This window comes from Rhizobium sp. Rhizsp42, assembly GCF_047304155.1.
Taxonomy (GTDB): domain Bacteria; phylum Pseudomonadota; class Alphaproteobacteria; order Rhizobiales; family Rhizobiaceae; genus Rhizobium.
Map to the genome: position 1 here is coordinate 25,179 of NZ_JBGLYS010000031.1, position 24,815 is coordinate 49,993.

A 24,815-nucleotide genomic window follows, 5' to 3' on the forward strand; every position below is an offset into this window, starting at 1 on the left:
CCGCTGTCACTCCAGCGAAGGCACTAGTCCAGCCCGCCCGATTGCTCAAGCCACGGAATCGTTTGAATCCGATCTATCTCGAAGTTTATTTCGACACCCGCGTCAAACGACGGTTTCGCCGCCGTCGACGACCAGAATCTGCCCGGTCATGTAAGATGAACGGTCTGAGACGAGAAACAGGATGGGCTCGGCGATCTCGGAAACATCGGCCCATCGTCCAAGCGGCACCTTCTCGGCGATGTAGCTCTCGATCGCATCTCTCCCGCCCATCTGCGCGATGAACGGCTCGTTGAACGGCGTGTCGACCCAACCGGGGCAAAGCGCGTTTACGCGCACACCGAACTTCGCATAGTCGCCGGCCATCTGCCTGGTCATGGCGATGACCGCGTGTTTGGTCGTGGTGTAGGCGATCATTTCGCGATCGTAGAGAACGCCCGAGGACGACGAGGTGTTGAGGATGACGCCCTTGCCCGCCCGCGTCATAAGCGGCATCACGAGCCGGGCGGCGATGAAATGAGCGCGCACGTTCAAGGCCCAGGACTTGTCGAACCCCTCTATCGCGACCTGCTCGAGATCACCCGCCACCTGCGCGCCGGCATGATTATGCAGGATGTCGATGCGGCCATGCCTGCTGGCAATCGCAGATATGCCCTCTTCCAGAGCCCTGTCGTCCGTGACATCCAACTCCAGGGATTCGGCGCTGCCGCCGGCTGCAACGATCTCCTGGACGGTTTCGTCGGCATTCATGAAGTCGACATCGGCGACGACGACATGGGCGCCTTCCCGCGCCATGATCGAAGCCCCTGCCCTGCCGATGCCGGAACCGGCGCCGGTGACGATTGCAACGCGGTTGGCGAGAATCATGATGTTTCCCCTAATGTCTTTTGTTGTCTTTCACGCATCAGGAACCGTGCGATCAGGATCATCGCGAGCGACGCGACCAGCACCATGGTTGCGATCGCATTGATCTCTGGCGTCACGCCACGGCGGATCGACGCGAAGACATAGATCGGCAGCGTGGTGTTGGAGCCCGCAACGAAGAAGGCGATGATGAAGTCGTCGAACGAGAAGGTGAAGGCGAGCAGGAACCCGGCGAGGATCGACGGCAGGATCTGTGGCAGGACGATCTCGCGAAATGTAGTTAGCGGCGTGGCGTAAAGGTCGCTCGATGCCTCGACGATATCGCGGCCAAGGCTGGCGATCCTGGCTTTCACGATCATCGTCACGAGCGCCATCGTGAACAGCCCGTGAGCAGCGATGATCGAGCCGAAGCCAAGCTGGAGCCTGGGTGGCTGCTCACCCGGCCAGACGGCGGCGAGCAGGGGATTGAGGATACCGAAGACCTCGACCAGCGCCACCAGCGTCGCAATGCCGATGACAACGCCTGGAACGACGATTGCCGCGGCGAAAAGACCATCAAACACCGCGCGAGCTTTTGGTCCGAGTCGCTCCATGCCGATCGCCGCCATCGTCCCGAAGATGGCGGCCAGGGTCGCGCTGGTGAAGGCGATGATCAGGCTATTTTCGAGCGCTTGCATCAGGAAGGTATTGGAGAGCGCCTTCCCGTACCACTGCGTCGAGAAGCCAGTGAAGTCCGATGCGTTGCGCCCGGCATTGAACGAAAACAGCACGACCAGCGCGATCGGCGTATAGAGAAACAGATAGACGGCGGTGACGAGACTGCGCATCAGACGAGATCCACCTGTCGGGTGCCGGCAACGTGCCATGCGATGCGCATGGCGACGAGCAGCACGATGACAACGACCACCACCAGCGTAACCGCGATCGCGGAGCCGAAGGGCCAGTTGCGCGACTGCAGGAAGAGATCGACGAGCGCGTTGCCGATGAAGAAGACCTTGCCGCCGCCAAGCAGCTGCGGGATCAGGTATTCGCCAAGCAAGAGGATCGTCACCAGGGCCACTCCGGTCATGACGCCGGGAAGCGAGAGCGGCAGTGTTATGCCAAAAAAAGTCGATAGCGGCTTGGCGCCAAGGTCGGCCGAGGCTTCCAGCAGACGGCGATCGAGCTTTTCGAGGCTGACATAGATCGGCATGATCATCAGCGGCAGATAGCCGTAGACGATGCCGAGCAGCACCGCGCCAGGCGTGTTCAAAAGTCTGACATTCTCGATGCCGACAATTTCGAGCAGATGCGGAATGCCGCGCGCGCCCAAAATATACATCCAGGCATAGGTGCGCACGAGCAGGCTGGTCCAGAACGGCACGACGACCAGCGACACCAGAAGCAGGCGATGCCGCGGGCTCGACTTCACGGCCAGATAATAGGCCACGGGATAGGCGACGAGCAGGCAGGCGAAGGCGCCGATCGGTGCTAGCACCAGCGTATTCTTGAATGCGGCGGCGCGCGAGCCGAGATTGGCGAATTGCGCGAAGGTGAAAGCCGCCTGATAGCCTCCTTCCGGCGCCCGCTCGCCAAAGGAGAAAACGACGATGGCGATGAAGGGCAGCACCAGGAAGATAAACAGCCATGCGCTCGCCGGCGCGACCAGCGCGGCGGTGACCAGGCGTTTCTTGGTGTCCGGTGTCAGGTTCATCTTGGTCCAGAGAAGCGTTCGTGAAAAGGGCAGTGTGATCGATGCAAGGCACGCCTCCTTTAAGGGCGACGTGCCTTGGCGATGGATCAGGCCGACTTGAAGCGTGCCATCAGTTCGGCACGGCTCGGGTCTGTCAGCGTCACGGCGGCGCCGAATTCCAGCGGCGTCAGCGAAGCTTCATCCGGATAGACGATCTTGTTGGAGGTGATCTCCTGCGGCAGCAGCGCGATGACGCGACTGTCGGTGGCCGGCGCGCCATTGGCGATGTGCTCCTTGGCGGCGTTGGCGGGGTCCATGAGGTAATTGAGCAGCGCGTAGCCGGCGGCCTTGTTCGGCGCATCCTTCGGGATCGCGTAGTAATCCGTCCAGATTTCGCCGCCGTCCTTGCCGAGAACGAAGGCAAGCTCCGGCATGTCACGGTTGAGCTGGGCGCCGTCATTGGTCCAGCACATGGTCATCCAGGCGTCACCGGCGCGCATGCCGGGTTGGTAGTCGCTGTTGATGGCGAAGAGATGCGGCTTGACCTTGATGAGCAGCTCTTCGACCTTGGCGAGCTCGTCGGCCTTGATCGAGTTGAAGTCGTAGCCGAGCGACACAAGCGCGCTGCCGATCGTCGTCAGCTGGTAATCGTGCACCATGGCGCGGCCATCGGCCTCGGTCTGGGCGATCTCGAAGAAATCCTTCCAGCTGGTGAGCTTGGTCTTGATCTTCGAGGTATTGACCGAGAAGCCGGTCGTGCCCCAGTTCTTCGGCACGGCGTAGGTCTTGCCGTCGATCTGGCCTTCCTTGGTGAAGCGCGGGTTCTCGGCTGTCTGGCTGAAGTTCGGGATCTTCGAGAGATCGAGCTCATCGATCAGGCCGAGCTTGTGGTGGGTCGAGATCGTATAGTTGGTCGGCACGAAGAGCGACCAGCCCGAAGCGCCGGCCTGGAGCTTGGCCAGCATCTCTTCGTTGGAGCCGAAGACGTTGACCTCGACGGCAACGCCGGTGGCGGCCTTGAAGTTTTCGAAGGTGGCGGGGTCGTGGTAATTCGGCCAGGTGGCGATCGACATCTGCGTGCCGAGTTCGCCGGCGGCATAGGCCGGTGTCGACAGCGCGCCGGGGAAGCGCGACATGACGGCGGTGGCGAGACCGAGGCCGGTGATGCCAAGGAAATGGCGGCGACTGATGGAGCCGCGCTTCAGGCGCATGAACTCGTTCATGAAGCCTTCGGCGGAAATGGGGAGATTATCCTTGTAGTCCTTGCTCATGATGCTGTTCCCTGTTTGTGTTTTATGCTGCATTGGAAGCTGGAAAAACATGCGCCCCGGCCGGATCGAAGCCGAGGAAGACCATTTCGCCGGGTTCGACGAGATCGCTTTGGCTGTCACGCCGATCGGCCGTGACCAGGAAGTCGCCAAGCCCAGGCACCGCCACGGCATATTCCGCCGAGGATCCCAGGAAGATGCGGTGCGTGACCGTGCCCTTGAAGCTGGCGCCGCCGCCCGCCTGAACGCGGGTAAGCCTGATCGCTTCCGGGCGGATCGCGACGATGGCCTGGCCGGACAAGGCGCCCTGCCCCGCCGAAACAGGCAGCGCCGAACCGTCGCCCAGCCTGAGGGTCCGGCCGTCCGTCTCGACCGTTGCATCGACGCGGTTGGTCTTGCCGACGAAATCGGCAACGAAGAGATCCGCCGGCCGGTCGTAGACCTCTCGCGGCGAGCCGAGCTGACGGATGCGACCAGCGCTCATGACGCAGACGATATCGGCCATCGACAAGGCCTCTTCCTGATCGTGCGTGACCAGGACGAAGGTAATCCCGAGCTCCCGCTGCAACGTCTGCAACTCGATCTGCATGGCCGACCGCAGCTTCTTGTCGAGTGCGGCCAGTGGTTCGTCGAGCAGCAGCACCGAGGGGCGGTTGACGATGGCACGCGCCAGCGCCACGCGCTGCTGCTGGCCACCGGACATTTCGTGAATACGGCGCTTGGCGAAGCCGCCAAGGCGGACCATTTCAAGCGCCTCGCCGACACGACGGTTGATCTCGGCGGCAGCGATCCTCGGCCGCATCTGCCGCAGCCCGTAGGCGACGTTTTGCTCGACGTTGAAGTGCGGAAACAGGGCGTAGTGCTGGAACACCATGTTCACCGGCCGCCGATAGGCAGGCACGCCGTTCATCTCGCGCCCGTCGATCAGCACCGTACCGTCGCTCGGCTGCTCGAAGCCGCCGATCATGCGCAGGCACGTCGTCTTGCCGCAGCCCGATGGCCCGAGCAGCGCCAGGAATGCGCCCTTGGGCACATTGAGGTTGATGTCCGTTACGGCGGTCACGGAGCCATAATTCTTGGTGACCGAACGGAATTCGATATCGTTCGTCGAAGCGGATGCCACGTCTGTTCCCTGCGGTTGGTTTGGCGGCAGTCTACGCTGCCTTTTGCCACCGGCGTTGGGAAAAGACTAAGCCCGCCCTTCCCTGACGGTATATACCCCAAGAGTGGTATTTAAGGCCTTGCGGCTTCGTGGAAGGTATATACAGGGTATACGGATATCGGCGGCCCAATCGGGAGGTTTTCGGCATGAGCATGGATCTGGAGGCGCTGTTGCAGGCCTTCAAGGCCACCGTCGGCAAGCCCGTCATGAGCGATGCCGAATTCGGCGAGACCTTTCGCCAGATGATGGCATCCCTTGTGCGCTTCGACTACGTCGTCGTCTTCGCCTACCGCGGCAAGGAACGGCCGATCGATCTCTACAGCACCTTCGATCCGAAGGAACACATCATCTTCGTCACGCTCTACCAGGCCGGTCCCTATCTGCTCGATCCTTTCTACCACACCGCCCGCGCCCGCCGCAGCGGCGTTTTCCGGATGCGCGAGCTCGTGCCGGACCGCTTCTTCTCCAGCGAATATTACCGGACCTACTATGTGCAGACGGGTCTGGCCGAAGAGATCGGCTTCTTCGTCGAACAGGACGACGACATTACCGTCGTGCTGTCACTGATGCGCCGGGAAGCGACCGGCGTTTTTCCGCCGGCGGAGATCGCCCTGCTGAAGAAGGCCGAGCCGCTCGTCACCCGGCTGGCGCAGCATTATTTCGCGGGGCTCGCCGAGCGCTTCGACGGCCAGGCGCAAGCGACGAGGCGGCCCACTCGCAAGCGTGGCGAAGACAAGGCCGACATCCAGCCCGCAGACGCCGTGTGGCAGGATCTGAACCTCACCAACCGCGAGACCGCCATCGTCGACCTGGTGCTGCAAGGGCACTCTTCGGAATCGGTTGGGCTCAAGCTGAACATCTCAACCGGCACCGTGAAAGTGCACCGCCGCAACGTCTACCGCAAACTTGGAATCTCCTCGCAAACGCAACTGCTGGCGATCTATCTCAAGGCGTTCGGTGGGCTCAGCCAGTAGAAAGCGTGCTTGCCATAACAGGCGTTGATGGCTTGCGACTTCAATGACATAGTGCGCCCCGCGCATCCATTTTCCAAGCAAAGACATGAGCATGACCAATCCCGCCGCCTCGCCTTCCCATAAAGCATCGCGGTCCCCTCGCCCGCTGGCGAAGATCAGCCTGAAATGGTCGATGATCGAGGAGGACGGTCTTTCCGTCCTCGAAAAATTCCAGCTGCTGCGGGACCTCGGCTTCGATGGCGTCGAGCTCGACTCCCCCAACGACCTGCCGTCCCGCGAGGTGCTGGATGCACGCGACAAGACCGGCGTCGCCATTCCCGGCCTCGTGAACTCGATGCACTGGAAGACCCCGCTCACCGATGCCGATCCCGCTGTCCGTCAGGCCTGCGTCGATTCGATGATAACGGCGCTTGATGATGCCAAGCTTTACGGCGCCGATACCGTGCTTTTGGTTCCCGGCGTCGTTCGCAACAGCCCCACGAGCTACAAGACGGCCTATAGCCGCGCGCTGGAGGAGATCGCCAAGATCATCCCTCACGCCGAAAAGACGGGTGTGTCGATCGCGCTCGAGAACGTGTGGAACGACTTTCTGCTCAGCCCGCTGGAAGCCGCCGGCTTCGTCGACGCCTGCAACCATCCGAAGGTCGGCTGGTATTTCGATGTCGGCAATGTGCTGCGCTATGGCCGGCCCACCGACTGGATCGAGGCGCTGGGCCACCGCATCCTGAAGATCGACGTCAAGGAATACAGCCTCGACAAGATGAACAGCGAGGGTCCGTGGAAGGGCTTCGAGGTCGAGATCGGTGATGGCGACTGCGACTGGGCGGCGGTCAACCGCGCGCTCGCCGAGGTCGGCTATTGCGGATGGGCCTCCGTCGAGGTTCCCGGCGGCGACCGCCACCGGCTGGCGGCGATCAAGGAGCGCGTCGATCGCATATCCGCGTTGATGGCACCGGCCTGATTTTGCTAGCGCTTGGCCAAAGCCACCCGCCCCCTCTTCGTCGTCGAATGAAGTTTGGCCTTAATCAGATCGAAGAGTTCAGGCGGGACCATCCATAACGATAGCGGCTAGGATCGGACGGCAGCGCCCTGAGATGGATGCCGGGCCACTCGAACCTGTTGACCTCGCTAACGCGAATCCAGTTGGCGTCGTCATCGAGGCCGAGTTGGCCACGAAGTTCCGCCGGAACCTCGATCGACAGGTCTTCCTCGCCGCGTTCGGGTGGTGAATGCGTGATCGGCACGACGATCGTATCACTGGTCCGGGAGTGATACACGACAACGGCACAAGGCCGATCCTTGCTGCCCACAGCGAAACCCTCGCTCTTTTCCTTGTCCCACAGGTAATTGTATCGGATGACAAGGCCCGCAACCGGCGTCGGGGAACTCACTCGGAAACTTTTCCGTACTCGGAGTTCATGATCAACGCCATGGTTTCGTCATCCATGTCGCTGACCCGTATCACCTCGCGCTCACGCCTTATCATGTCGTGATAGTGGCTGAGTTCCGCGGCGGACAGGAAGCCTCCGATCGTGCGGTCATGAGCGGTGATCTCGATGACTCCCTCAGACTGCACGCGCTCCCTGAAGGTCGTGAATTTACGAGCGAACTCGGTCGCAGACACTTTCAAAGCTTGAGCCATGATCTTTGCTCTCCCCATCAATTTGCAAAATACGCATTTTACACATTTCGTCAAGGAGCTTGCCGATCACCGCCCGCAGCCTTAGCCCTTGAGTTCGGCAAACAACCTGCGGGCGTTGGCAAGACCGGTCTGGCAGCCATAGAGCGTCGGTTCGTTGCCTTCATATTCGAGCGAGACGAAGCCGTCATAGCCGGAATCCACAACGCTCTTCAGCATCGATTTCACCGGCAGGTCGCCGAAGCCAAAGACGGAACCACGGATAAACTGCCCGTTGAGCGTCTCCAGCCAGCCCGGGCCCGGGCTCTCGGCGCGCACGTAGAAATCCTTGATGTGCACGAAGCTCGCATGGGCGATCGACGCGCGCGTGCCGGTCACCGGGTTTTCGTCGACGCAGAGGAAGTTGCCGACATCGAGCGTAATCTTGAAGTTCGGGCTGTCGACGGCGTTCAGCAGGCGCTTGACGCGCTCGCTGGAGTTCATGAAGAAACCGTGGTCCTCGACGCTGGCGGTCACGCCAAGGCGCTCCGCATGGTCGGCCACCTCGCGGCAGGCGTCGACAATCATTGGAAAGGCCGCCTCGAACTGCGCGGCATTCGTCGCCCGCAGCGACCACGGCACGACATCGTGGCGCAGGAAGCGGACGTCGAGGCGGTCGCACAGCTCGACATAGCGCTTCACCCGGTCGATCTGCGCCCGTCGGTCGTCGCCGATGAAGTTTCCGGCGATGCAGAGGCCCGACAGCGGAATACCGGTCTCGGCCGATGCCTTGCGCAGGCGCTCGATGCTGGCCTCATCCTTGATCAGCTCGTAGTTCAGGTCGTCGCCACCTGGCGCGATCGACAGCGTCGCAAGCTCGATGTGCTCGCCACCATTGTCCCTGAGCCAGGTGAACAGGTCCTCGATCTGCATCGAACCATCCAACATCAGCGGGCGGAAACTGTAGGAACTCAAACCGAACTTCATGGCGACTCCTCGCGATCTGTGACGCCACCATCGGAAACGCGGTTGAGACTGTCAATATCGCGATTGACAATCACCACGATACATCCTTGTTTGTTATCAAAGAGATGAAGTGCATGGAGCATGCGGGAATGGCAATAAAGTCCGCAGACGTCGTCATTGTGGGAACCGGTCCGACTGGCTCGGCCTATGCCCGGGTCATTCGCAACGAGTGGCCCGAAGCGCGCATCGTGATGGTGGAGGCCGGGCCGCAGATCCTGCCGAAGACGGGCGCACATCTCGACAACGTCGCCGATCTCGACGAGCGCGGCGCGCTCGAGGTTCTCGCCCAGGGCGGCGACCGCAGTCCGCGCATGCCGATCAACAAGGAAGAGTGGGAAGCCCGCCGCGCCGGTGGTTTCGACGGCTCGCTGCTGCGCCGCTCGGGCCTGTTCATCGCCAATGACGGCGACCCGCAGGACGAAAACCTGTTCGCCGGCTTCTCGGCCGCCAATGTCGGCGGCATGGGCACCAAATGGTCGACCGGCACGCCGGTGCCGTCGGAAATCGAGCTCGTGCCCTTCATCCCGGCCGGCGAGATGCAGGCAGCACTTGCTACCTCCGCCAAGCTTCTCGGCACCAACACCGATCCGAACGCCGGCGATCCTGCCGCCATTGCACTGCGAGACCGTCTCGGCGCCGTCTTCAATGCGGGCCGCACGCCCGACCGCTTCGTCCAGCCGATGCCGCTCGCGGCCACGCCCGGCCCCGACGGCCTGCATTATCACGGCACCGACGTCGTACTTGGCGATCTCGTCGATGAGCCGGCCGAGCGCTTCTCCATCCTGAAGGAGACGGCCTGCCGCCGCGTCATCCATGACGGCAAGACCGTCACCGGCGTCGAGCTCGCCGGCACCAGCTCCGGCGACACCTTCGTGGTCACCGCTGGCACCGTCGTCGTCGCCTGCGATGCGCTGCATTCGCCGCAGCTTCTCTATGCATCCGGCATCCGCCCGGAAGCGCTCGGCCGCAACCTCAACGACCACTACATCGTCTCGCAGATTTCCGAGATGGACACCGATGTGCCGATGAAGGCCATGAACTGGATTCCGGCCACCAAGGAGCTCCCCTACTCGGTGACAATCGCGCCTGCCAGCCTGCACAGCATGCCGCGTTCGGGCGATATTCTGGGACAGCCGATCGGAATGGGCGTCTTCGTCTCCTCCGATATCAGCCCCGACAATCGCGTGACGTTTGACGACACCCGCACGGATTGGCTCGGCCTGCCCGCCATCTCGATCCAGTGGCGCCAGTCGGAAGGCGACAAGGCGCGCCTCGAAGACGCGAAGAGCCTCGCGGTGAAGATTTCCAACATCATCGGCCGGCCCGCTCCTGGCTTCGCCACCTTCGTGCAGCCGGTGGGCTCGTCGCTCCACTTCCAGGGCACCATTCGCATGGGTGAGGCCGACGATGGCACCAGCGTCTGCGACAAGACGTCGAAGGTCTGGGGCTTCGATAATCTCTATGTCGCCGGCAACGGCGTCATTCCCACCGCAACCGCGACCAATCCCACGCTGTTCTCCGTCGCCCTTGCCAGCATCGGCGCCCGCGCGATTGCCGAAGCGCGCCGGACGGCGGCCTGAAAAACGAGGCGAATGTCATGACAAATCCAAAGCTTAAAGTCCTTGTGGTCGGCCTCGGCCAGATGGGCAAGAGCCACGCGCTCGCTTACCACGCGCATCCCGGCTTCGAGATCGTCGGTCTCGTCAACCGCTCGACACCGACGCTGCCGGAAGAGCTCTCCGGCTATCCGGTGCGTAACGACTATGCCGCCGCGTTGGCGGAGTTTTCGCCCGATGTCGTCTCCGTCGCCACGCATACCAACACCCATGCCGACATGGCGGTCGCGGCCCTTGAAAGCGGCGCGCACGTATTCGTCGAAAAGCCGCTGGCCGCCAATGTTGCCGACGCGGAGCGGGTCGTCGCAGCAGCCAAGGCCAATGGCCGCAAGCTCGTTATCGGCTACATCCTCCGTCACCATCCCTCGTGGATGCGCATGATCGCCGAATCGCGCAGCCTCGGCGGTCCCTACGTGTTCCGCATGAACCTCAATCAGCAATCGAGCGGCGCCGCATGGGACATTCACCGCTCCATCATGCAGACGACCTCGCCGATCGTCGATTGCGGTGTGCATTATGTCGACGTCATGTGCCAGATCACCGATTCCAGGCCGGTCGAAGTTCGCGGCATGGGCGTTGGGCTGGCGCAGGGCCTGCCCAAGGGCATGTATAATTACGGCCACTTCCAGGTGCTGTTCGAGGATGGCAGCGTCGGTTGGTACGAGGCCGGCTGGGGTCCGATGATGTCGGAGACGGCCTTCTTCGTGAAAGACGTGATCTCGCCCAACGGCTCGGTCTCGATCGTCATGGACGAAGGCGCAAGCTCCGCCAGCCTGGACGCCCACACCAAGACGTCGCGCCTGCGCGTGCACCACGCGGGTACCGATGCGGCGGGGGCGTTCACCCGATCCGACGACTGGCTCGACATGCACGACGAGCCCGACCACCAGATGCTGTGCCACCGCGAGCAGGATTTCGTCTATCGCGCCATAACGGAAGATCTCGACCTCGCCCGCCATATGGACGACGCCGTCACCTCGCTGAAGATCTGCCTCGCGGCGGACGAAAGTGTGCGCACCGGCCAGGCCGTCAAGCTCTGACGCTGCTAAAACCGACGACCGGCTCACATAGTTTTGACTTGATGAACCGGCCCGAAGGCCCGATGCGGTGGTGGGGAATAAACATGCCAGCCACCGGATCGTCTCAATGGTCATCAGCCGCCGCCAAATGCTGCAACTCGCGGGCGTGAGCTCGCTCGCAGCCGCATTCAATCATGCCGTAAAGGCCGAAGCAGGCACGATGCCGGCGGCCGCCGCATTGCCTTATGGCGTGACCACCGCCGCGCATATCAAGAGCGCGGCGCTCCGCGTCCGCGATCTCGCTGGCATGAGCCGCTATTACCAAGACACGCTGCGCCTCCAGGTGCTTGCCGAAAGCGCCGACGAGGTCATGCTCGGCGTGGAGAATGAACCGCTGCTCTACCTGACCAGCATACCCGACGCCGGCTACGAGGATCCGACCTCGGCAGGCCTCTTCCACATCGCCTATCTGATGCCGACGCGCGTCGATCTCGCGCGCTGGCTGGTGCATGCCGCCGTCGCCAAAATCCCGCTGGATGGCTTCGCCGATCACAGCGTCAGCGAGGCGATCTACCTGACCGACCCTGAAGGCAATGGCATCGAGGTCTATTCCGACCGGCCGCGAGACCAGTGGCAGTGGAAGGACGGCATCGTCACCATGGGCACCAGGGAGCTCGATATCGACGCGATCGCCGCACTGACCGACATGTCGAAGGACACCTATGACGTCGCACCCGAGGGGTTGCGCATCGGCCATATCCATCTGCGCGTCGGCGACATCGACGAGGCGAACGGCTTCTACCGCGATCTGCTCTGCCTTGCCGCCACCAGCGCCGAGCGCGACAACGCAGCCTTCCTGTCGTCTGGCGGCTATCACCATCACGTGGCGGTCAACACATGGCGCAGCGCCGGCGCCGGCGGCCGCGACAGCTCAAAGACCGGCCTCAGCTGGTTCTCGCTGACGATCTCCGAACCGCTGCTTTACGAGCAGCAGATCAAGCGCTTCAACACGGCCGGCATCGGCGGCCACGTACCGGGCGGCTATATCGCGATGGATCCCTGGGGAACCGAGGTTCGGCTGATCAAGGCCTGACGCCCCCTCACTGCCGCGCGTGTGCCTGATCGCCTCAGCCGGCCATCAGGTGCTCGTAGAGAATGGTCGAGCCGAGAATGATCAGCGCGACGCCGGCGACACCCTCTGCATAACGACCGAAGCGCTCGCCGATCAGGCGGCCGACCAGCATCCCGCCCGATGCCATCAGGAAAGTGGCGGCGCCGATCGCCACCGCGATGACAAGAATGTTGACCTCCAGGAAGGCCAGCGAAACGCCGACGGCCATGGCATCGAGGCTGGTGCCGATCGCGGTTGCGATCAGCATGGCAAAGGACATGCCGGGCTTTTTCTCTTCCTCCTGCTCGCTGCTCATCGCGGCCCGGAGCATGTTGATGCCGACCGCGGCAAGCAGGCCGAACGCGATCCAGTGGTCGACTGCCGTCACGAAACGGGCCGCTGCAACACCCGCCGCCCAGCCGATCAGCGGCGTGATCGCCTCGACGATGCCGAAGACGACGCCGGTGCGTAGCGTCTCGCTGAAACGCGGGCGACCAAGCGCGGCTCCCCGGCCGACGGAGACGGCGAACGCGTCCATGGACATGCTGAAGGCCAGCACGATGATCGATAGCAATGACATAAATTAAACCCTTCGGAGATTCGTAGCTGAGCCAATTCAAGCTGTTTTGGCCCGGTTCTGGCGAGCCGATGTCCGCCACGGTCTTGCCGAGCCGATCTCGTCGGCCGAACGCGCCACGTGCTCTCGCACGAGTATGTTGACACGCTCCCGCCCTCAGGCGGTGGCTACTCCCCGATGAGCGCTGGGTAGGCGACCCGCATCTTTCTGTCAACAATCAAAGTGGAAAAGGAAACAGGAAAAATCTCTACTTAACAATGACTTGCAAGTGCATCTTCCAGTTTTTAATGCAGCTGCGAAGCATTCGCAGAATGGGGCGTTCATCTGCATCGTGGCGGCAGCCGCGACACGGTCGGCTCACTGCTCTGGCAGGCCAGCCCTGCGCAATCCATCGGCCATCTCATCCGCCCATGTCGGCACGGCGCGAAAAACCGGTCGGGTCAGATAGCGCTGGATCGTGAAATCCGGCTCTGCTGCAAGCAACTTCGTAGCCGCCCAGCGCGCCGTCTCCTCATCCCCCTGCATCGACGCCCAGGCCGTCATCATCCGGTAGGGCCAGGTCACATCGGGATGTCGGGTGACGACCTCCCGGGCGATCGACACCGCCTCGGAAAGGGAGCCGGCAAGTGCCAGCGCCAGTGCGAAGCCCATCCGCATGTTGAAGGCAAGCGGATCGGCCGGGCTGAGCGTCATCGCGCGCTCGAAGCGCTCCCTGGCGTGGTCGGGTTCTCCCCTGTAGCTCGCGACCCAGCCAATCTCGCCCACGCCCAGGAATTATTCGGATCGAGCGACAGCGCCCGCTCCAGATAGACCGCCGCGCGCGGCTGATCACCACAATGGCTGATTGCTCCGCCGACCGCGGTCAGGGCCGTCGGGTCATCGTCGATCGCGCGCGACGCGGCATCGATCGCGGCAAGCGAGAGCGCGAGTTCCCGTTCCGGGTCATGGGTCCAGATATAGCCGAGGTTCTGGGCGTGACACCATGCCAGAAACGCGTGGGCACGACCGTAGGCGGGGTCGACCGCGATCGCGTCTTGAAGAAGCGGAATGGCGCGCGCGATGCCATCCTTGTTGTGGCCCCAGAGGTAGGGACAGGCGCGCATGACGAGGTCGTAGGCACGCAGGCTGCTGGGCGGCTTACGCTTCGCCAGCTCGATTTCAGCGCTGCGGATGGCCGGATGGATCGCGCCCGCGACTTGCGCCGCAATCCGGTCCTGGAACTCGAAGAGGTCCTTGGTCATGCCTTCGTAGCGCTCCGACCAGAGCTGGGTCCGCCTTTCTGCGTCGACCAACTGGACAGAAATGCGCAACCGGTCCCCGCCTCGGCGAACCGTGCCCTCGACAACGTAGGCGACCCCGAGCTCCCTGCCGACGTCACGGACATCGATGAACTTGCCCTTATAGGTGAAGGCGGATTGGCGCGCGATGACGAAGAAGTCCCGAACGCGCGATAGTGCCGCCGTGATCTCCTCCACCACCCCGTCCACGAAATATCCGTCGCTCGGGCCGCTGAGATTGTCGAAGGGCATGACCACAAGCGACGGCTGATCCTTGTCGAGCCGGTTGGCGGACCAGACCGAAGTTACGACCTGATCGTCGCTGGCCTCTTGCGACCAGTTCACGCGAAAGACGGAAATTGGCCTCGGGATATTCTTCAAGACACGCTCGCCGAGGCTGGCAAGCGCAAACGGAACCTTGCCGTCGAGATGCTCGCGAACGGAGCCGGAAATCGAGATTCCCGACGGGCCGGCTATCTCCTGAAGGCGGGCAGCGATATTGACGCCGTCACCGAGCAGATCGTCGCCCGCGACAACCACATCGCCGAGGTTGACCCCGATGCGGAATTCCAGGCGCCGGTCGGCAGGCAAGCCTTCGAAATGGCGCAGAAGCTGGCGCTGGATCTCAACCGCGCACCTTGTGGCTTGAACCGCGCTGGGGAACTCCGCGACCAGCCCATCGCCGGCGCTGCCGAAGACGCGTCCGCCGTGCTCGTCCACCAAGTCCGCGATATGCCCCTGGCAAACATGGAGCGACTGGAGGGTGCGCTCCTCGTCAAGCGCGGCAAGCCTGCTGAAGCCGACAACATCGGTGCACAGGATGGCTGCAAGCTTTCGATCCATCGCGGCGGCCGCTCATGCAAGGACAAGATTGTTGCATGGATATGCGCGCATTCCCTGCCGCGATCCTACATCCGCTCGCGCCCGAAATCCATCGCGGCGCCTTGGTGGCCGGCGGCGCCTCCCTTAGGCGCCTTGTTCCGCTCAGTAATCCGCCAGCAGATACTCCGCATCCGGGCTACCGAAGCGTGGCGCGACGCCGAGCAGTGGCCCGGCGCGGCCGATGATGGATTTGATCATCGGCGCGGCCGTCGACGCCGCCGTTCGGCCACCATGCTCACCCGTCTCCGGCGCGTCGATGATGGTCAGCACGATGTATTTGGGCCGGTCCATCGGAAATGCGGCGACGAAGGCGTTGAAGTTCTTGTCGCTCGCGTATCGGCCATCGACGACCTTGTCGGCCGTGCCGGTCTTGCCGCCGATGTTGAAGCCTTCGACCTGGGCGCTGCGGCCGGAGCCCTTGATGCCGTTCCAGGTGTAGAGGTAGCGCATGTCCTGGCTGGTCTTGTCGCTCAGAACGAGCTTGGCGATATCCCCCGCCTGCTGGGAACTGCGCGGCAGGAAGGTCGGAGGCAAAAGCTTGCCGCCGTTGATCAGCGAGGCGGCCGCGACCGCCGTCTGAAGCGGCGTCGTCGCGACACCGTGGCCGAAGGAGATCGTCACCGAGTTGATCTTCTTCCAGGTTCGCGGCTGCGTCGGCGTCGCAACGCCTGGCATCTCCGTCTCCATCTTGGAGAGCAGCCCCAGCTTGGTCAGGAACTCCCGGTGCCGGTCGATGCCGACCATGTCGGCGACGGCGGCGGTGCCGATATTCGAGGAATACTGGAAGACCTCGGGGATCGAGAGAACGCGGTTCTTGCCCTTGAAGTCCTTGATGATGAAGCCGCCCATGCGGATCGGCCGGGTGGCGTCGACCATCGAGTTCAGGTTGATCTTGCCCTCGTCGAGACCCATCGCCAGCGTGAAGCTCTTGAAGGTCGAGCCCATCTCGAATGTCGCGTTGCTGATGCGGTTGAACCAGCCCTTCTCGTATTCCTTGTCGACCTTGCCGTTGGCAAGCGTTCGCGATGGCTGGTTGGGATCGAAGTCGGGCACCGATGCCATCGCCAGAACCTCGCCCGTCTCCACGTCGAGAATGACGGCGCCGGCGGCTTCCGCACGGTATTTGACCATGGCTTCGGCGGCGACCTGGCGCACGATGTTCTGCACGCGCAGATCGATTGAGAGCTTCACCGGTTCCAGCGGCATGTCGCTCGTCAGCCCGGCGGCGCGAAGGTCGAGCAGCCCCTGCTGGTCGAGATATCGCTCCATTCCGGCCACACCACGATTGTCGATATCGACATAGCCAAGCACGTGCGCCGCCGTGTTCCCGCCCGGATAGAACCGCTTCTTCTCCGGCCGGAAGCCGACACCCGGGATGCCCAACTCGAGGATCTGGCTCTGCTGGCGTGGCGTGATCTGCCGGCGCAGCCATGCGAAGCGTGACGATTTCACGGAGAGCTTGGCGTAGGTCCCCCTCCGATCGAGATCGGGGAAGATCGTGGCGAGCTTTTCCACGGCATCATCGACATCGACGATCTTGTTGGGCTCGGCGAACATCGAGACGGTACGAACGTCAGTTGCCAGCAATTGCCCGTGCCGGTCGAGAATGTCGGGCCGCGAGGCCAGAAGCTTGTCCGATGGCAGGATGCCGGATGTCGCCTCGGGATCGCGAGCCCCGTATTCGACGAGCCGAGCGGCACTGGCCGTAAAGCCCATGACGAGCGCCAGCGCGACCAGAAGCACACGCGTCTTGCCCTGCCTGTAGAGATCGACCTTCTTTCGGCGTCCCTTGTTGAGCGCCGAGACATTGAGATGGCCGCGGCGTTTCGCGAGGATGATTTTCGATACGAGGGTCATCGTGCGCGCGCTCCCGGTATCCGGAGATATCGCGGCGAGGCAGGCAGGCTCTTGGGTGCGTTGACGAGTAACAACATCGGGGCTCTCTCTCGAGCAGCCCTGATATCATCAGGAGATCGTCAGGCTGCTCTGGCTAGTGAATCGGGACGGGAAAGAGCGCCGCCGCCGATCGGCGGCCGATACATGGGATCGAGCGTCCGGCCTTCGAGATGGATCGGGAGATTGGGATGGTAGCTTATGTCGGCGAGTTCCCAAGCACTGGGCCAGGCATCGACAGGCGGCCGTCGCGTCCAGTGCTCGGCGTCATGGATATGGCTGACGTCGCGGCTGTCGTCACCGGAGAGCGCATCGCCTTCGGTGACAAACTCGGTCTGACAGGGGGCCGCGAAGGAAGCGCTCGGCAGGCAAAGCTGCGCACTGCCGATCGTGGTCAGCATGATCATCACAACAATGAGGATGCGCCGAATCATCTTCCACCGAGTAAGGCTTCGTTAACGCTAACCAGCCTAGCGCCAGAACCTTACCTAATTCTCAATATTTCAGACGACGCATACTCCGCTGTCCGCGCCTCCCCTTCACCGGCTTTCGTCCGTGCAAAACGGCCATTGGTCCTTCTTCTGCTCAGGCGGAAACATCGATATGCTAGCGTAATGAATGTCGTTTCGGTCACCCAACCCCGCAAGATATCGCGCCAAAGGCTTACTTTGGCGTGGCAATTCGGCATCGCCGGTGGCCTGGTGCTCGTGCTCGGCATGGCGCTCATCGAATTGTGGGTGACAAGCCGCATCGAGGGCGCAGCGGTGCGCAATGCCGCCAACGCCACCGCGCTCTATGTCGATAGCATCATCGCCCCGCTCACACAGGAGCTCGCCTCGGCCACCTCGCTTGGCGAAGGCGCCAAGCTGGCGCTGACCGAAACATTGCAGCAGGGCGTGCTGCGCGACAGGCTCTATTCGTTCAAGATCTGGCGACCCGATGGGACGGTGCTTTTCAGCAGCGAGCCCAGCCTCGTCGGCAAACACTTCTCGATGACCGAGGGGCTTGCCACGGCGCTTTCCGGTTCGGTTCATGCCGAATTCGACGACCTCAAGGGCGAGGAGAACCAGATCGAGCAGAAAAGCGGCCAGCCGCTTCTGGAGATCTACAGCCCGATCCGCGAACCCTGGTCGGGCGACATCATCGGTGTCGCGGAGTTCTACGAGATCGCCAGCGACCTGCGCGCGGAGCTCGCGGTGGCCAGGCTGCAGAGCTGGCTGGTCGTCGGCACGGTGACGGCCGGCATGCTCGCACTGCTTTTCATCATCGTCGCGAGAGGCAGCCATCTGATCGACGTCCAGCGCCGCTCGCTCGACGCGCAGGTGATCGAGCTGTCGCGGATGCTCGACCTCAACCGGGCGCTGCGAAAGCGCGCCGACAGGGCAAACCAGCGCACGGCGACGCTCAACGAGCGCTATCTGCGCCGCATCTCAGCCGAGCTGCATGACGGCCCGGCGCAGCTGCTCGGCTTTGCCGCGCTGAGGCTGGAGGCGATTGCCAAGGGCAAGGCAAAGGGCGACGACGAATCGCTCGTCAGCAGCTCGATCACCGAAGCCATCCAGGAGATCCGCGACATCTGCCGCGGCCTGACGCTGCCCGAACTCGAAACGCTCTCGGGCGACGATGTCGTTCGCCGCGCCATCCAGGCGCACGAGACGCGTTCGCGTACCAGGATCATCTCGAATGTGGGGCCGCTCGATATACCCGCGCAGGCCGCCAAGATCTGCGCCTACCGCTTTATCCAGGAAGCCCTGAGCAACGCCACCAGGCATGCCGGCGCGTCGAAAATTTCCGTCACGGCGGCTGAGGACGACCAGCATATCAGGATCGCGGTCGAAGATAACGGAACCGGCTTCGTCCGCTCGGGCGACGAAGACGGCCTTGGCCTTGCCGGCCTGGAGGAACGGCTCGCCGGGCTTGGTGGACGTCTCGACATTGCGTCCGACGCGAAGACCGGCACCCGTATATGCATGACACTACCGAGGAGGACGGCGGAATGACGTCAGACATGCTCAGGGTCGCGATCGTCGACGACCACCCGATCTTCCGCAACGGCCTCGCCCGCAGTCTCTCCGATGAGCCGGGTTTCGAGGTGGTTGGCGAAGGCGCCAGCGCCGCCGACGCCATCGCGCTTTTCAGCCAGCACCGTCCGGATGCGCTGCTGCTCGATCTCTCCATGCCCGGCGGCGGTCACCACGCGCTGAGCATGATCATGAAGGCGGATGCCGCCGCGACCGTCATCGTGCTCACGGCCTCGGAAGAAGACAGCGATCTGTTCGACGCGCTGAAGGAAGGGGCGAAAGGCTACATTCTGAAAGGCGTGAACGCATCCACGCTGGTATCGGCGGTGCGCAATGTGGTGGCCGGCGAGAGCTATGTGTCGCCAAGCCTCGCCGCGCGTATCCTGACGGAGATGAAGGGCGAGGCCACCCAACCGCAGCCGGCCGCAGAACGCACCCCGCAAGAAGATGCCCTGGCCTCGCTGACGCCACGCGAGGAGCAGATCCTCGGCCTGGTCGCAGATGGCAACAGCAACAAGGAAGTTGCCCGCCAGCTCAACCTTCAGGAAAAGACGATCAAGCACAACATGACGCGCATCCTGCAGAAGCTGAAGGCGCGCAATCGCACGGAAGCCGCGATGTTCCTGCGCGACGCGCGATCGCGGTCCTGATCAGTCAGGATTTCGATTAGCGGAAACGGTCGATATCGGCTTTCTTGGCGTCGCGACGGATCACCAGGCGCCCCTCGGGATCGAACAGCTCGTAGCGGCCGTTCCGGATGCGCTCGCGCCAGCCACCATCATACGCCCGGTCCTCGCGTTGAGGTATCGAGCCGGTGCGATCATCCCTGCCGCCATGCCGGCCACTTCCCGAGCGGCTGCCGTCATCGTCGTCCTGCGAGTGCGACCCGGACGAACCTGATGTGCCGGAACCGGAGGATCCGGAATGGTCGGAGCCAGACGAGCCCGAGCCCGAGCCGGACCCCGATCCCGATCCGCTACCCCCCGAGCTGCCACTACCACTTCCGCCCGAGCTCCCGCTTCCGCTCGACCCGCCGCCGCCGCTTCCCTTGTCCGCCCATGCGCAGACCGGACCCGCCACGACTGACATCGCGCAGAGAATGACGGTACAGGCGATTTTCGGCCACGTGCTCACGATCGATCTCCTTGAGAACGGTCCCGGCCCTCAGTGGGCCAGGACATGATTGACATCGCGACTAGCGGCGCCCGCCATGATCGTCGCCGCCACGGCCACCGTCGTGGTCGTCGCTACCGCCACCGCCATGGTGGTCTCCACCGTGGTCGTCGCCCCCATGATGCTCGTGGCTTGCGGAATCATCGGAGCCGCGCCCACGCGACGAGGAAGATGCCGACGACGCGGACGAACTGTGGCGGACATGGCCAGGAGCGTCATCGAGCCCGCGGCCGTGGCGCTTGTGCTTGACGAGATCGTCGGCGCCCTGGCGCACGAGTGTTGGCAGCGGCGGCTTGGTCGCTGTCATGCCGGCATTTGGAGATAGTGGCCCGGCCCCGGCCGTGCCAAGCGCAAGCAGCAGCGATCCGGTGGTAACGCAAGTGTGAACGATGATATTCTTCATGCGTGTGCTCCTTGGTTTTCCGACCGAAACGGTTGCCATCGGTTGATTGCGACCGGCCGGATGCTGCAATTCTCGACGATTGCGCGCCCATTCCTAGCGGCCCCGGCCCTCTACGCCGCCACTAGGGACTTTAGTCCCCATGGTCACGTACCAAGGCTCACGATAAGTGGAGTGCGTTGGAATAGTTTTAGCCGGCAACGCTGGCCGAGACATTCAGACGCGTGAAAAGACCAATTCATAGCGACCGAAAACTTGAGCCCATGTGCGCTTGGTTTCGCTCCAATCGGGAGTTTGACATGAAGAAATCCATGAGCCTGAAGCTGGCTTCCGCCGCAGCACTTCTTGCCGCGACAGCCTTCGTAAACGGCGCGTTCGCGCAGGATGCCGAAGGCGTCGTCGTGTACAACGCCCAGCACGAGGGTCTCGGCACCGAGTGGGCCGAAGGCTTTACCAAGGAAACCGGCATCAAGGTCACCGTCCGCAAGGGCAGCGATATGCAGTTCGCCAACCAGATCGTCCAGGAAGGCGACGCCTCGCCGGCCGACGTGTTCCTGACCGAAAACTCCCCGGCCATGGCGCTTGTCGCTTCCGCCGGCCTCTTCGCACCGGTCGACAAGGAAACGCTGGCTCAGGTTCCGGCCCAGTTCCACCCGGCCGACGGCACCTGGACGGGCATCGCCGCCCGCTCGACCGTTTTCGCGTACGACAAGACCAAGCTTACCGAAGACAAGCTGCCGAAGTCGATGCTCGATCTCGCCGATCCGGCCTGGAAGGGTCGTTGGGGCGCTTCGCCCGGTGGCGCCGACTTCCAGGCGATCGTTGGCGCGCTGCTGCAGCTGAAGGGCGAGGAAGCGACCGCTTCCTGGCTGAAGGCCATGAAGGAAAACGCAACGCCATATAAGGGTAACAGCGTTGCCATGAAGGCCGTCAATGCCGGCGAAGTCGAAGGCGCCGTGATCTACCACTACTACTGGTTCGGCGATCAGGCCAAGACCGGCGAAAACAGCAAGAACGTCAGCCTCCACTACTTCAAGAACGAAGATCCGGGCGCCTTCCTCAGCGTTTCCGGCGGTGGCGTGCTGAAGTCCAGCAAGCATCCGAAGGAAGCCCAGGCGCTGCTGAAGTGGATCACTTCCAAGGCTGGCCAGGACGTTCTGAAGAACGGCACGTCCTTCGAATACGCGGTTGCCGGCGATTCCAACGCCAAGCTGGTTCCGATCGCCGACCTGAAGGCACCCAAGGTCGAAGCTTCCAAGCTCGACAACAAGAAGGTCGTCGAACTGATGACCGCAGCCGGCCTGCTCTAAGGTTTTGAGCCTCCCAAGGCTTTAGAGCCGCGCGTCGAAAGGCGCGCGGCTTTTTCATTTCTGCGGGCAACGTATGTTCGTCAATCAACAGCTTACACGAATCTGCTGCTTCAATTTTCCCCATTCGAAAAACCTCGGCCTAGAATAACGCCGTCCCGTCATCGGATACCCCGGCAGGCGTGCCGGCGAGGCGGGATCGGCGCGGAGCGTGAGGGTAAGACGCGAAACCTCATGACCCGGGTCCGCGGAAAATGGTCTCCCTCCAGTGACGGTGGGTTCCGTCGCAAGACGGGCCTGAGTTGAGCCCGGACGTGCCTGTGTGGCACACATGGTCTCCAGGGGAAGCGCAAGCTTCTCCCCCGGCGAAGTTGGGCGAGAAGGCAGAGAGACCGAAGTTGCGTTCATAAACCGCTGAATGGGGTGCTGGGAAGCGCCACATTCTACTTACTCAATCGAGGTGATTTCCAGCGCCCCGTCCCAGTGAAGTTTGCATGGTGAAAACACGAGCTTTCGGTCGGCGTGAGGATTTGGTGTGTGGTGGATAAGATGTGGTTATCGAGGGGTTTTGCCGTGCGGCCCCCTCATCCCAGGTGCAACTTTGTTGCACCTGAAACCTTCGGGCCACCTTCTCCCCGCTGGGCGAAGGGAAGAGGGAGGAGCGAGCGGCCGGCCCAGAGTCTCTTCTCCCCCGCGGGGAGAAGGTGACGGCAGCCGGATGAGGGGGCCGCACGGCACAACCTCTCAGTCGCCCGTCAGACCGAACGCCCAGCGCTCAAGACGCCGGCGTAAACCGCGCCACCAACGCATGCTTGTCACCGGGATAGGTAAACCGCACATGCGTGACCGGCCCGACATTGCTCCAGGTTCGGCGCTCGACCACGAGGCAGGCCGTGTTGCGCGCAATATTGAGCAATACCGCAGCCTCACTTCCGGCTGCGACCGCGTGGATACGGTGTTCGGCGCTCGACCAGGGAATCTGATTAATCAGCCAACTGCCCGGCGGAACCGTCGAGAAATCGGCCTCCTCGGCCTCGGGCACCGTGGCGAGGCTGATCAGCCGCTCCTCGAGACAGAAGGGACGACCGCCGGCCAAATGGATGCAGACCACCTCGACGACCGAGGAACCCGGCTGCAATTCGAGACGCCGGTTATCGTCGGCATCCGCCTTGCGCCTGGCGCGTCTGGCAACCGAAAACGAATAGGCGAGGTTCAGCGATTTCACCTCGGCGGCGATGTCATGAATTTCGAGAACCGCCGATTGCGCCTGCGGTTGAGTGACGAAGCTGCCGGACTTCTTGCGGCGCTCGATCAGGCCCGCCTTGGCAAGCTGGGTCAGCGCCTTGTTGACCGTCATCCGCGAGCAATCATATTCCTTGGTGAGCTCGAGCTCGAACGGAATGCGATGACCCGGTGGCCACTCGCCCGAGACGATGCGGCCTTCGATGTCGTTCACGATCCGCTGATGCAAGGTGATATCCCTGCCCTGATCCATCGTCACGCTCCGCTTTTCTTCTCGGTCTATCGGCAATGCCTGAGTCTGGAAAGACTGTCGGGAAAGGCCGTCAGGCCGCCAGCAATTCGCTCATGGCCTTGAGGAAGCGCCGGCTGATCGCCTCGCGACCGATATGCCGGCCACCCTCGACCCTCTTCTCGCCCAACGCCCAGACGCTATCGACCGCGACGCCGCCGGCAAACATCCAGTGGTCGAGCAGCTGATCGCCGGCGAGAAAGGGGACGGCTGATGTATCGAGCGCGACGATATCGGCGTGATACCCAACGATCAGCCCGCCCGGCGCCTTCAGCGCCACGCCGCCGCCGGTGATCGCATGGTCGAAGAGGCTGCGCGCCGTCGAGCCGCCGGACGCGGCGATGACGTTGCGAGCCCTCAGCGCCAGACGCTGCGAATATTCGAGCTGTCTGAGCTCGCCGGGCAGCGAGATCAGCACGTTGGAATCGGAGCCGACGCCGTAGCGCCCGCCCTCTTCCAGAAACAGCGGCGCCGGGAAGGTGCCGTCGCCGAGATTGGCTTCCGTGATCGGGCAGAGACCGGCAATCGCGCCACGCCGCGCTATTTCGCGTGTCTCCTCGTCTGTCATGTGGGTGGCGTGGATCAGGCACCAGCGGCCATCAACATCTGCATTGTCGAGCAGCCACTCGACCGGCCGGGCGCCGGACCAGGCTGTGCAATCCTCGACCTCCTTCACCTGCTCGGCGACGTGGATATGCACAGGCCCATCGCCCGCCATCGGCACCACCTTGATGAGCTCTTCCGGCGTCGCCGCCCGCAGGCTGTGTGGCGCCAGCCCGAGCTCGGCGCCGGCAAGCCGCGACGTCACCGTGCGGCAGCCGTCCATCAGCGCCGCGAAGCTGTCGAGCGAATTGATGAACCGGCGCTGGCCCTCGATCGGCTCGGCGCCGCCGAAGCCGGAATGGGCGTAGAACACAGGCAGCAGGGTCAGCCCGATGCCGGCTGTGGCACTCGCCGCGCCAATCCGCTCGGCCAGTTCCGCGATGTTGGCGTAAGGCCGGCCATCCCTGTCATGATGCAGATAATGAAACTCGCCGACGCGGGAGAAACCGGCCTCCAGCATTTCCATGTAGAGCTGCGCGGCCACGGCCTCGACATGCTCTGGTGTCATCGACAAGGCGAACTTGTACATGACGGTGCGCCAGCTCCAGAAGCTGTCGTTGGCGGGGCCCCTCACCTCCGCAAGGCCCGCCATGGCGCGCTGGAAAGCATGGCTGTGAAGGTTCCCCATGGCCGGGACGAGCGTATGATGGCGTTCGTCGGCAGGTTCGGCCTGAACCGATGCCTCGATGCGCGATATGCGTCCGCCCGCAAGCGTCAGCCGTACATCCTCCCGCCAGCCCTCCGGCAGAAGTGCCGCTCGTGCGTGGAGTGTCGTCGCAACGGTTTGTGCCATGATCGATTTCTCTCCTTCTGGCGCAAGCGTC

General features: G+C 62.9%; 23 protein-coding genes, 1 pseudogene and 1 riboswitch. Of the genes and pseudogenes, 8 read left to right on the forward strand and 16 right to left on the reverse strand.

All coding sequences use genetic code 11. From position 1 onward, the window contains the following. Positions 1-102: 102 nt before the first annotated feature. The 5 genes from ACCD05_RS24280 to ACCD05_RS24300 form a co-directional block, all read right to left on the reverse strand. Positions 103-864: an SDR family oxidoreductase gene (locus ACCD05_RS24280; protein ID WP_111560361.1), complete on the reverse strand. Its 762-nt coding sequence runs from the start codon at positions 862-864 to the stop codon at positions 103-105. After that, a complete protein-coding gene (locus ACCD05_RS24285) occupies positions 861-1,688 on the reverse strand; it encodes an ABC transporter permease (protein WP_111560362.1) in 828 nt (275 codons plus the stop codon). Before ACCD05_RS24285 ends, ACCD05_RS24280 begins: the two co-directional genes overlap by 4 nt. Further along, the gene (locus ACCD05_RS24290) at positions 1,688-2,554 is read right to left on the reverse strand and encodes an ABC transporter permease (protein ID WP_111560363.1); all 867 of its coding nucleotides are present in this window, start codon (positions 2,552-2,554) and stop codon (positions 1,688-1,690) included. The genes ACCD05_RS24285 and ACCD05_RS24290 overlap by 1 nt, the downstream gene beginning before the upstream one ends. An 86-nt stretch (positions 2,555-2,640) precedes the next feature. Continuing rightward, a complete protein-coding gene (locus ACCD05_RS24295; RefSeq protein ID WP_112950175.1) occupies positions 2,641-3,804 on the reverse strand; it encodes a spermidine/putrescine ABC transporter substrate-binding protein in 1,164 nt (387 codons plus the stop codon). A gap of 22 nt (positions 3,805-3,826) precedes the next feature. After that, a complete protein-coding gene (locus ACCD05_RS24300) occupies positions 3,827-4,924 on the reverse strand; it encodes an ABC transporter ATP-binding protein (protein WP_111560365.1) in 1,098 nt (365 codons plus the stop codon). Between the two features lie 185 nt (positions 4,925-5,109). On the opposite strand from ACCD05_RS24300, the gene ACCD05_RS24305 reads away from it, so the two are divergent. Further along, entirely contained in the window at positions 5,110-5,937 is an 828-nt protein-coding gene (locus ACCD05_RS24305) for a LuxR family transcriptional regulator (protein ID WP_112950176.1), read from the forward strand. Between the two features lie 91 nt (positions 5,938-6,028). Continuing rightward, the gene (locus ACCD05_RS24310; RefSeq protein ID WP_413395898.1) at positions 6,029-6,898 is read left to right on the forward strand and encodes a sugar phosphate isomerase/epimerase family protein; all 870 of its coding nucleotides are present in this window, start codon (positions 6,029-6,031) and stop codon (positions 6,896-6,898) included. A gap of 64 nt (positions 6,899-6,962) precedes the next feature. Here the strand turns inward: ACCD05_RS24310 and ACCD05_RS24315 are convergent, their stop codons facing one another. The 3 genes from ACCD05_RS24315 to ACCD05_RS24325 form a co-directional block, all read right to left on the reverse strand. Continuing rightward, on the reverse strand, positions 6,963-7,328 hold the full coding sequence (locus ACCD05_RS24315; protein WP_413395900.1) for a hypothetical protein: 366 nt from the start codon (positions 7,326-7,328) through the stop codon (positions 6,963-6,965). Then, positions 7,325-7,579: a hypothetical protein gene (locus tag ACCD05_RS24320; protein ID WP_111560929.1), complete on the reverse strand. Its 255-nt coding sequence runs from the start codon at positions 7,577-7,579 to the stop codon at positions 7,325-7,327. Before ACCD05_RS24320 ends, ACCD05_RS24315 begins: the two co-directional genes overlap by 4 nt. A gap of 81 nt (positions 7,580-7,660) precedes the next feature. Continuing rightward, positions 7,661-8,542 carry a sugar phosphate isomerase/epimerase family protein gene (locus tag ACCD05_RS24325; RefSeq protein ID WP_112950177.1) on the reverse strand — a complete coding sequence of 294 codons (882 nt, stop codon included), beginning with the start codon at positions 8,540-8,542 and terminating at the stop codon, positions 7,661-7,663. Positions 8,543-8,670: 128 nt separating this feature from the next. Between ACCD05_RS24325 and ACCD05_RS24330 the strand changes: the two genes are divergently transcribed. The 3 genes from ACCD05_RS24330 to ACCD05_RS24340 all read left to right on the forward strand — a co-directional run bounded on the left by ACCD05_RS24330 (position 8,671) and on the right by ACCD05_RS24340 (position 12,309). After that, positions 8,671-10,161: a GMC oxidoreductase gene (locus ACCD05_RS24330; RefSeq protein ID WP_162724652.1), complete on the forward strand. Its 1,491-nt coding sequence runs from the start codon at positions 8,671-8,673 to the stop codon at positions 10,159-10,161. Positions 10,162-10,178: 17 nt separating this feature from the next. Further along, positions 10,179-11,237 carry a Gfo/Idh/MocA family protein gene (locus tag ACCD05_RS24335; protein WP_413395903.1) on the forward strand — a complete coding sequence of 353 codons (1,059 nt, stop codon included), beginning with the start codon at positions 10,179-10,181 and terminating at the stop codon, positions 11,235-11,237. Between the two features lie 106 nt (positions 11,238-11,343). Further along, positions 11,344-12,309 (forward strand): VOC family protein, encoded by a 966-nt coding sequence (locus tag ACCD05_RS24340; protein WP_413395905.1) that lies wholly within the window; start codon positions 11,344-11,346, stop codon positions 12,307-12,309. Positions 12,310-12,343: 34 nt separating this feature from the next. Here ACCD05_RS24340 and ACCD05_RS24345 read toward each other — a convergent pair whose 3' ends face one another. The 4 genes and pseudogenes from ACCD05_RS24345 to ACCD05_RS24360 all read right to left on the reverse strand — a co-directional run bounded on the left by ACCD05_RS24345 (position 12,344) and on the right by ACCD05_RS24360 (position 17,390). Then, a complete protein-coding gene (locus tag ACCD05_RS24345; RefSeq protein ID WP_112950181.1) occupies positions 12,344-12,907 on the reverse strand; it encodes a manganese efflux pump MntP family protein in 564 nt (187 codons plus the stop codon). 89 nt (positions 12,908-12,996) lie between these two features. Beyond that, positions 12,997-13,092, reverse strand: a riboswitch (yybP-ykoY riboswitch). Between the two features lie 169 nt (positions 13,093-13,261). Then, positions 13,262-15,024, reverse strand: a pseudogene (locus ACCD05_RS24350) (tetratricopeptide repeat protein). Positions 15,025-15,165: 141 nt separating this feature from the next. Further along, complete coding sequence (locus ACCD05_RS24355) at positions 15,166-16,920, reverse strand: peptidoglycan D,D-transpeptidase FtsI family protein (protein ID WP_111560373.1); 1,755 nt, start codon at positions 16,918-16,920, stop codon at positions 15,166-15,168. A 119-nt stretch (positions 16,921-17,039) separates the two neighbouring features. Then, complete coding sequence (locus tag ACCD05_RS24360; protein ID WP_413395908.1) at positions 17,040-17,390, reverse strand: hypothetical protein; 351 nt, start codon at positions 17,388-17,390, stop codon at positions 17,040-17,042. 234 nt (positions 17,391-17,624) lie between these two features. Between ACCD05_RS24360 and ACCD05_RS24365 the strand changes: the two genes are divergently transcribed. Together ACCD05_RS24365 and ACCD05_RS24370 are read left to right on the forward strand one after the other, a co-directional pair. After that, positions 17,625-18,956 carry a sensor histidine kinase gene (locus ACCD05_RS24365; protein ID WP_162724654.1) on the forward strand — a complete coding sequence of 444 codons (1,332 nt, stop codon included), beginning with the start codon at positions 17,625-17,627 and terminating at the stop codon, positions 18,954-18,956. Next, positions 18,953-19,627 (forward strand): response regulator transcription factor, encoded by a 675-nt coding sequence (locus tag ACCD05_RS24370; protein WP_111560377.1) that lies wholly within the window; start codon positions 18,953-18,955, stop codon positions 19,625-19,627. The genes ACCD05_RS24365 and ACCD05_RS24370 overlap by 4 nt, the downstream gene beginning before the upstream one ends. A gap of 16 nt (positions 19,628-19,643) precedes the next feature. Here the strand turns inward: ACCD05_RS24370 and ACCD05_RS24375 are convergent, their stop codons facing one another. Together ACCD05_RS24375 and ACCD05_RS24380 are read right to left on the reverse strand one after the other, a co-directional pair. Then, positions 19,644-20,111: a hypothetical protein gene (locus ACCD05_RS24375; protein WP_413395910.1), complete on the reverse strand. Its 468-nt coding sequence runs from the start codon at positions 20,109-20,111 to the stop codon at positions 19,644-19,646. A gap of 61 nt (positions 20,112-20,172) precedes the next feature. After that, positions 20,173-20,553 (reverse strand): hypothetical protein, encoded by a 381-nt coding sequence (locus ACCD05_RS24380; RefSeq protein WP_111560378.1) that lies wholly within the window; start codon positions 20,551-20,553, stop codon positions 20,173-20,175. Between the two features lie 296 nt (positions 20,554-20,849). On the opposite strand from ACCD05_RS24380, the gene ACCD05_RS24385 reads away from it, so the two are divergent. After that, positions 20,850-21,860, forward strand: coding sequence for an iron ABC transporter substrate-binding protein (locus ACCD05_RS24385; RefSeq protein WP_112950183.1), 1,011 nt, complete (start codon positions 20,850-20,852; stop codon positions 21,858-21,860). 772 nt (positions 21,861-22,632) lie between these two features. On the opposite strand, the gene hutC is transcribed toward ACCD05_RS24385, so the two are convergent. Both hutC and ACCD05_RS24395 read right to left on the reverse strand, forming a co-directional pair. Continuing rightward, positions 22,633-23,352 carry a histidine utilization repressor gene (hutC, locus tag ACCD05_RS24390; protein WP_112950184.1) on the reverse strand — a complete coding sequence of 240 codons (720 nt, stop codon included), beginning with the start codon at positions 23,350-23,352 and terminating at the stop codon, positions 22,633-22,635. A 70-nt stretch (positions 23,353-23,422) separates the two neighbouring features. Next, positions 23,423-24,784, reverse strand: a complete 1,362-nt coding sequence (locus ACCD05_RS24395) for a formimidoylglutamate deiminase (protein ID WP_413395912.1) — start codon at positions 24,782-24,784, stop codon at positions 23,423-23,425. Positions 24,785-24,815: the final 31 nt, after the last annotated feature.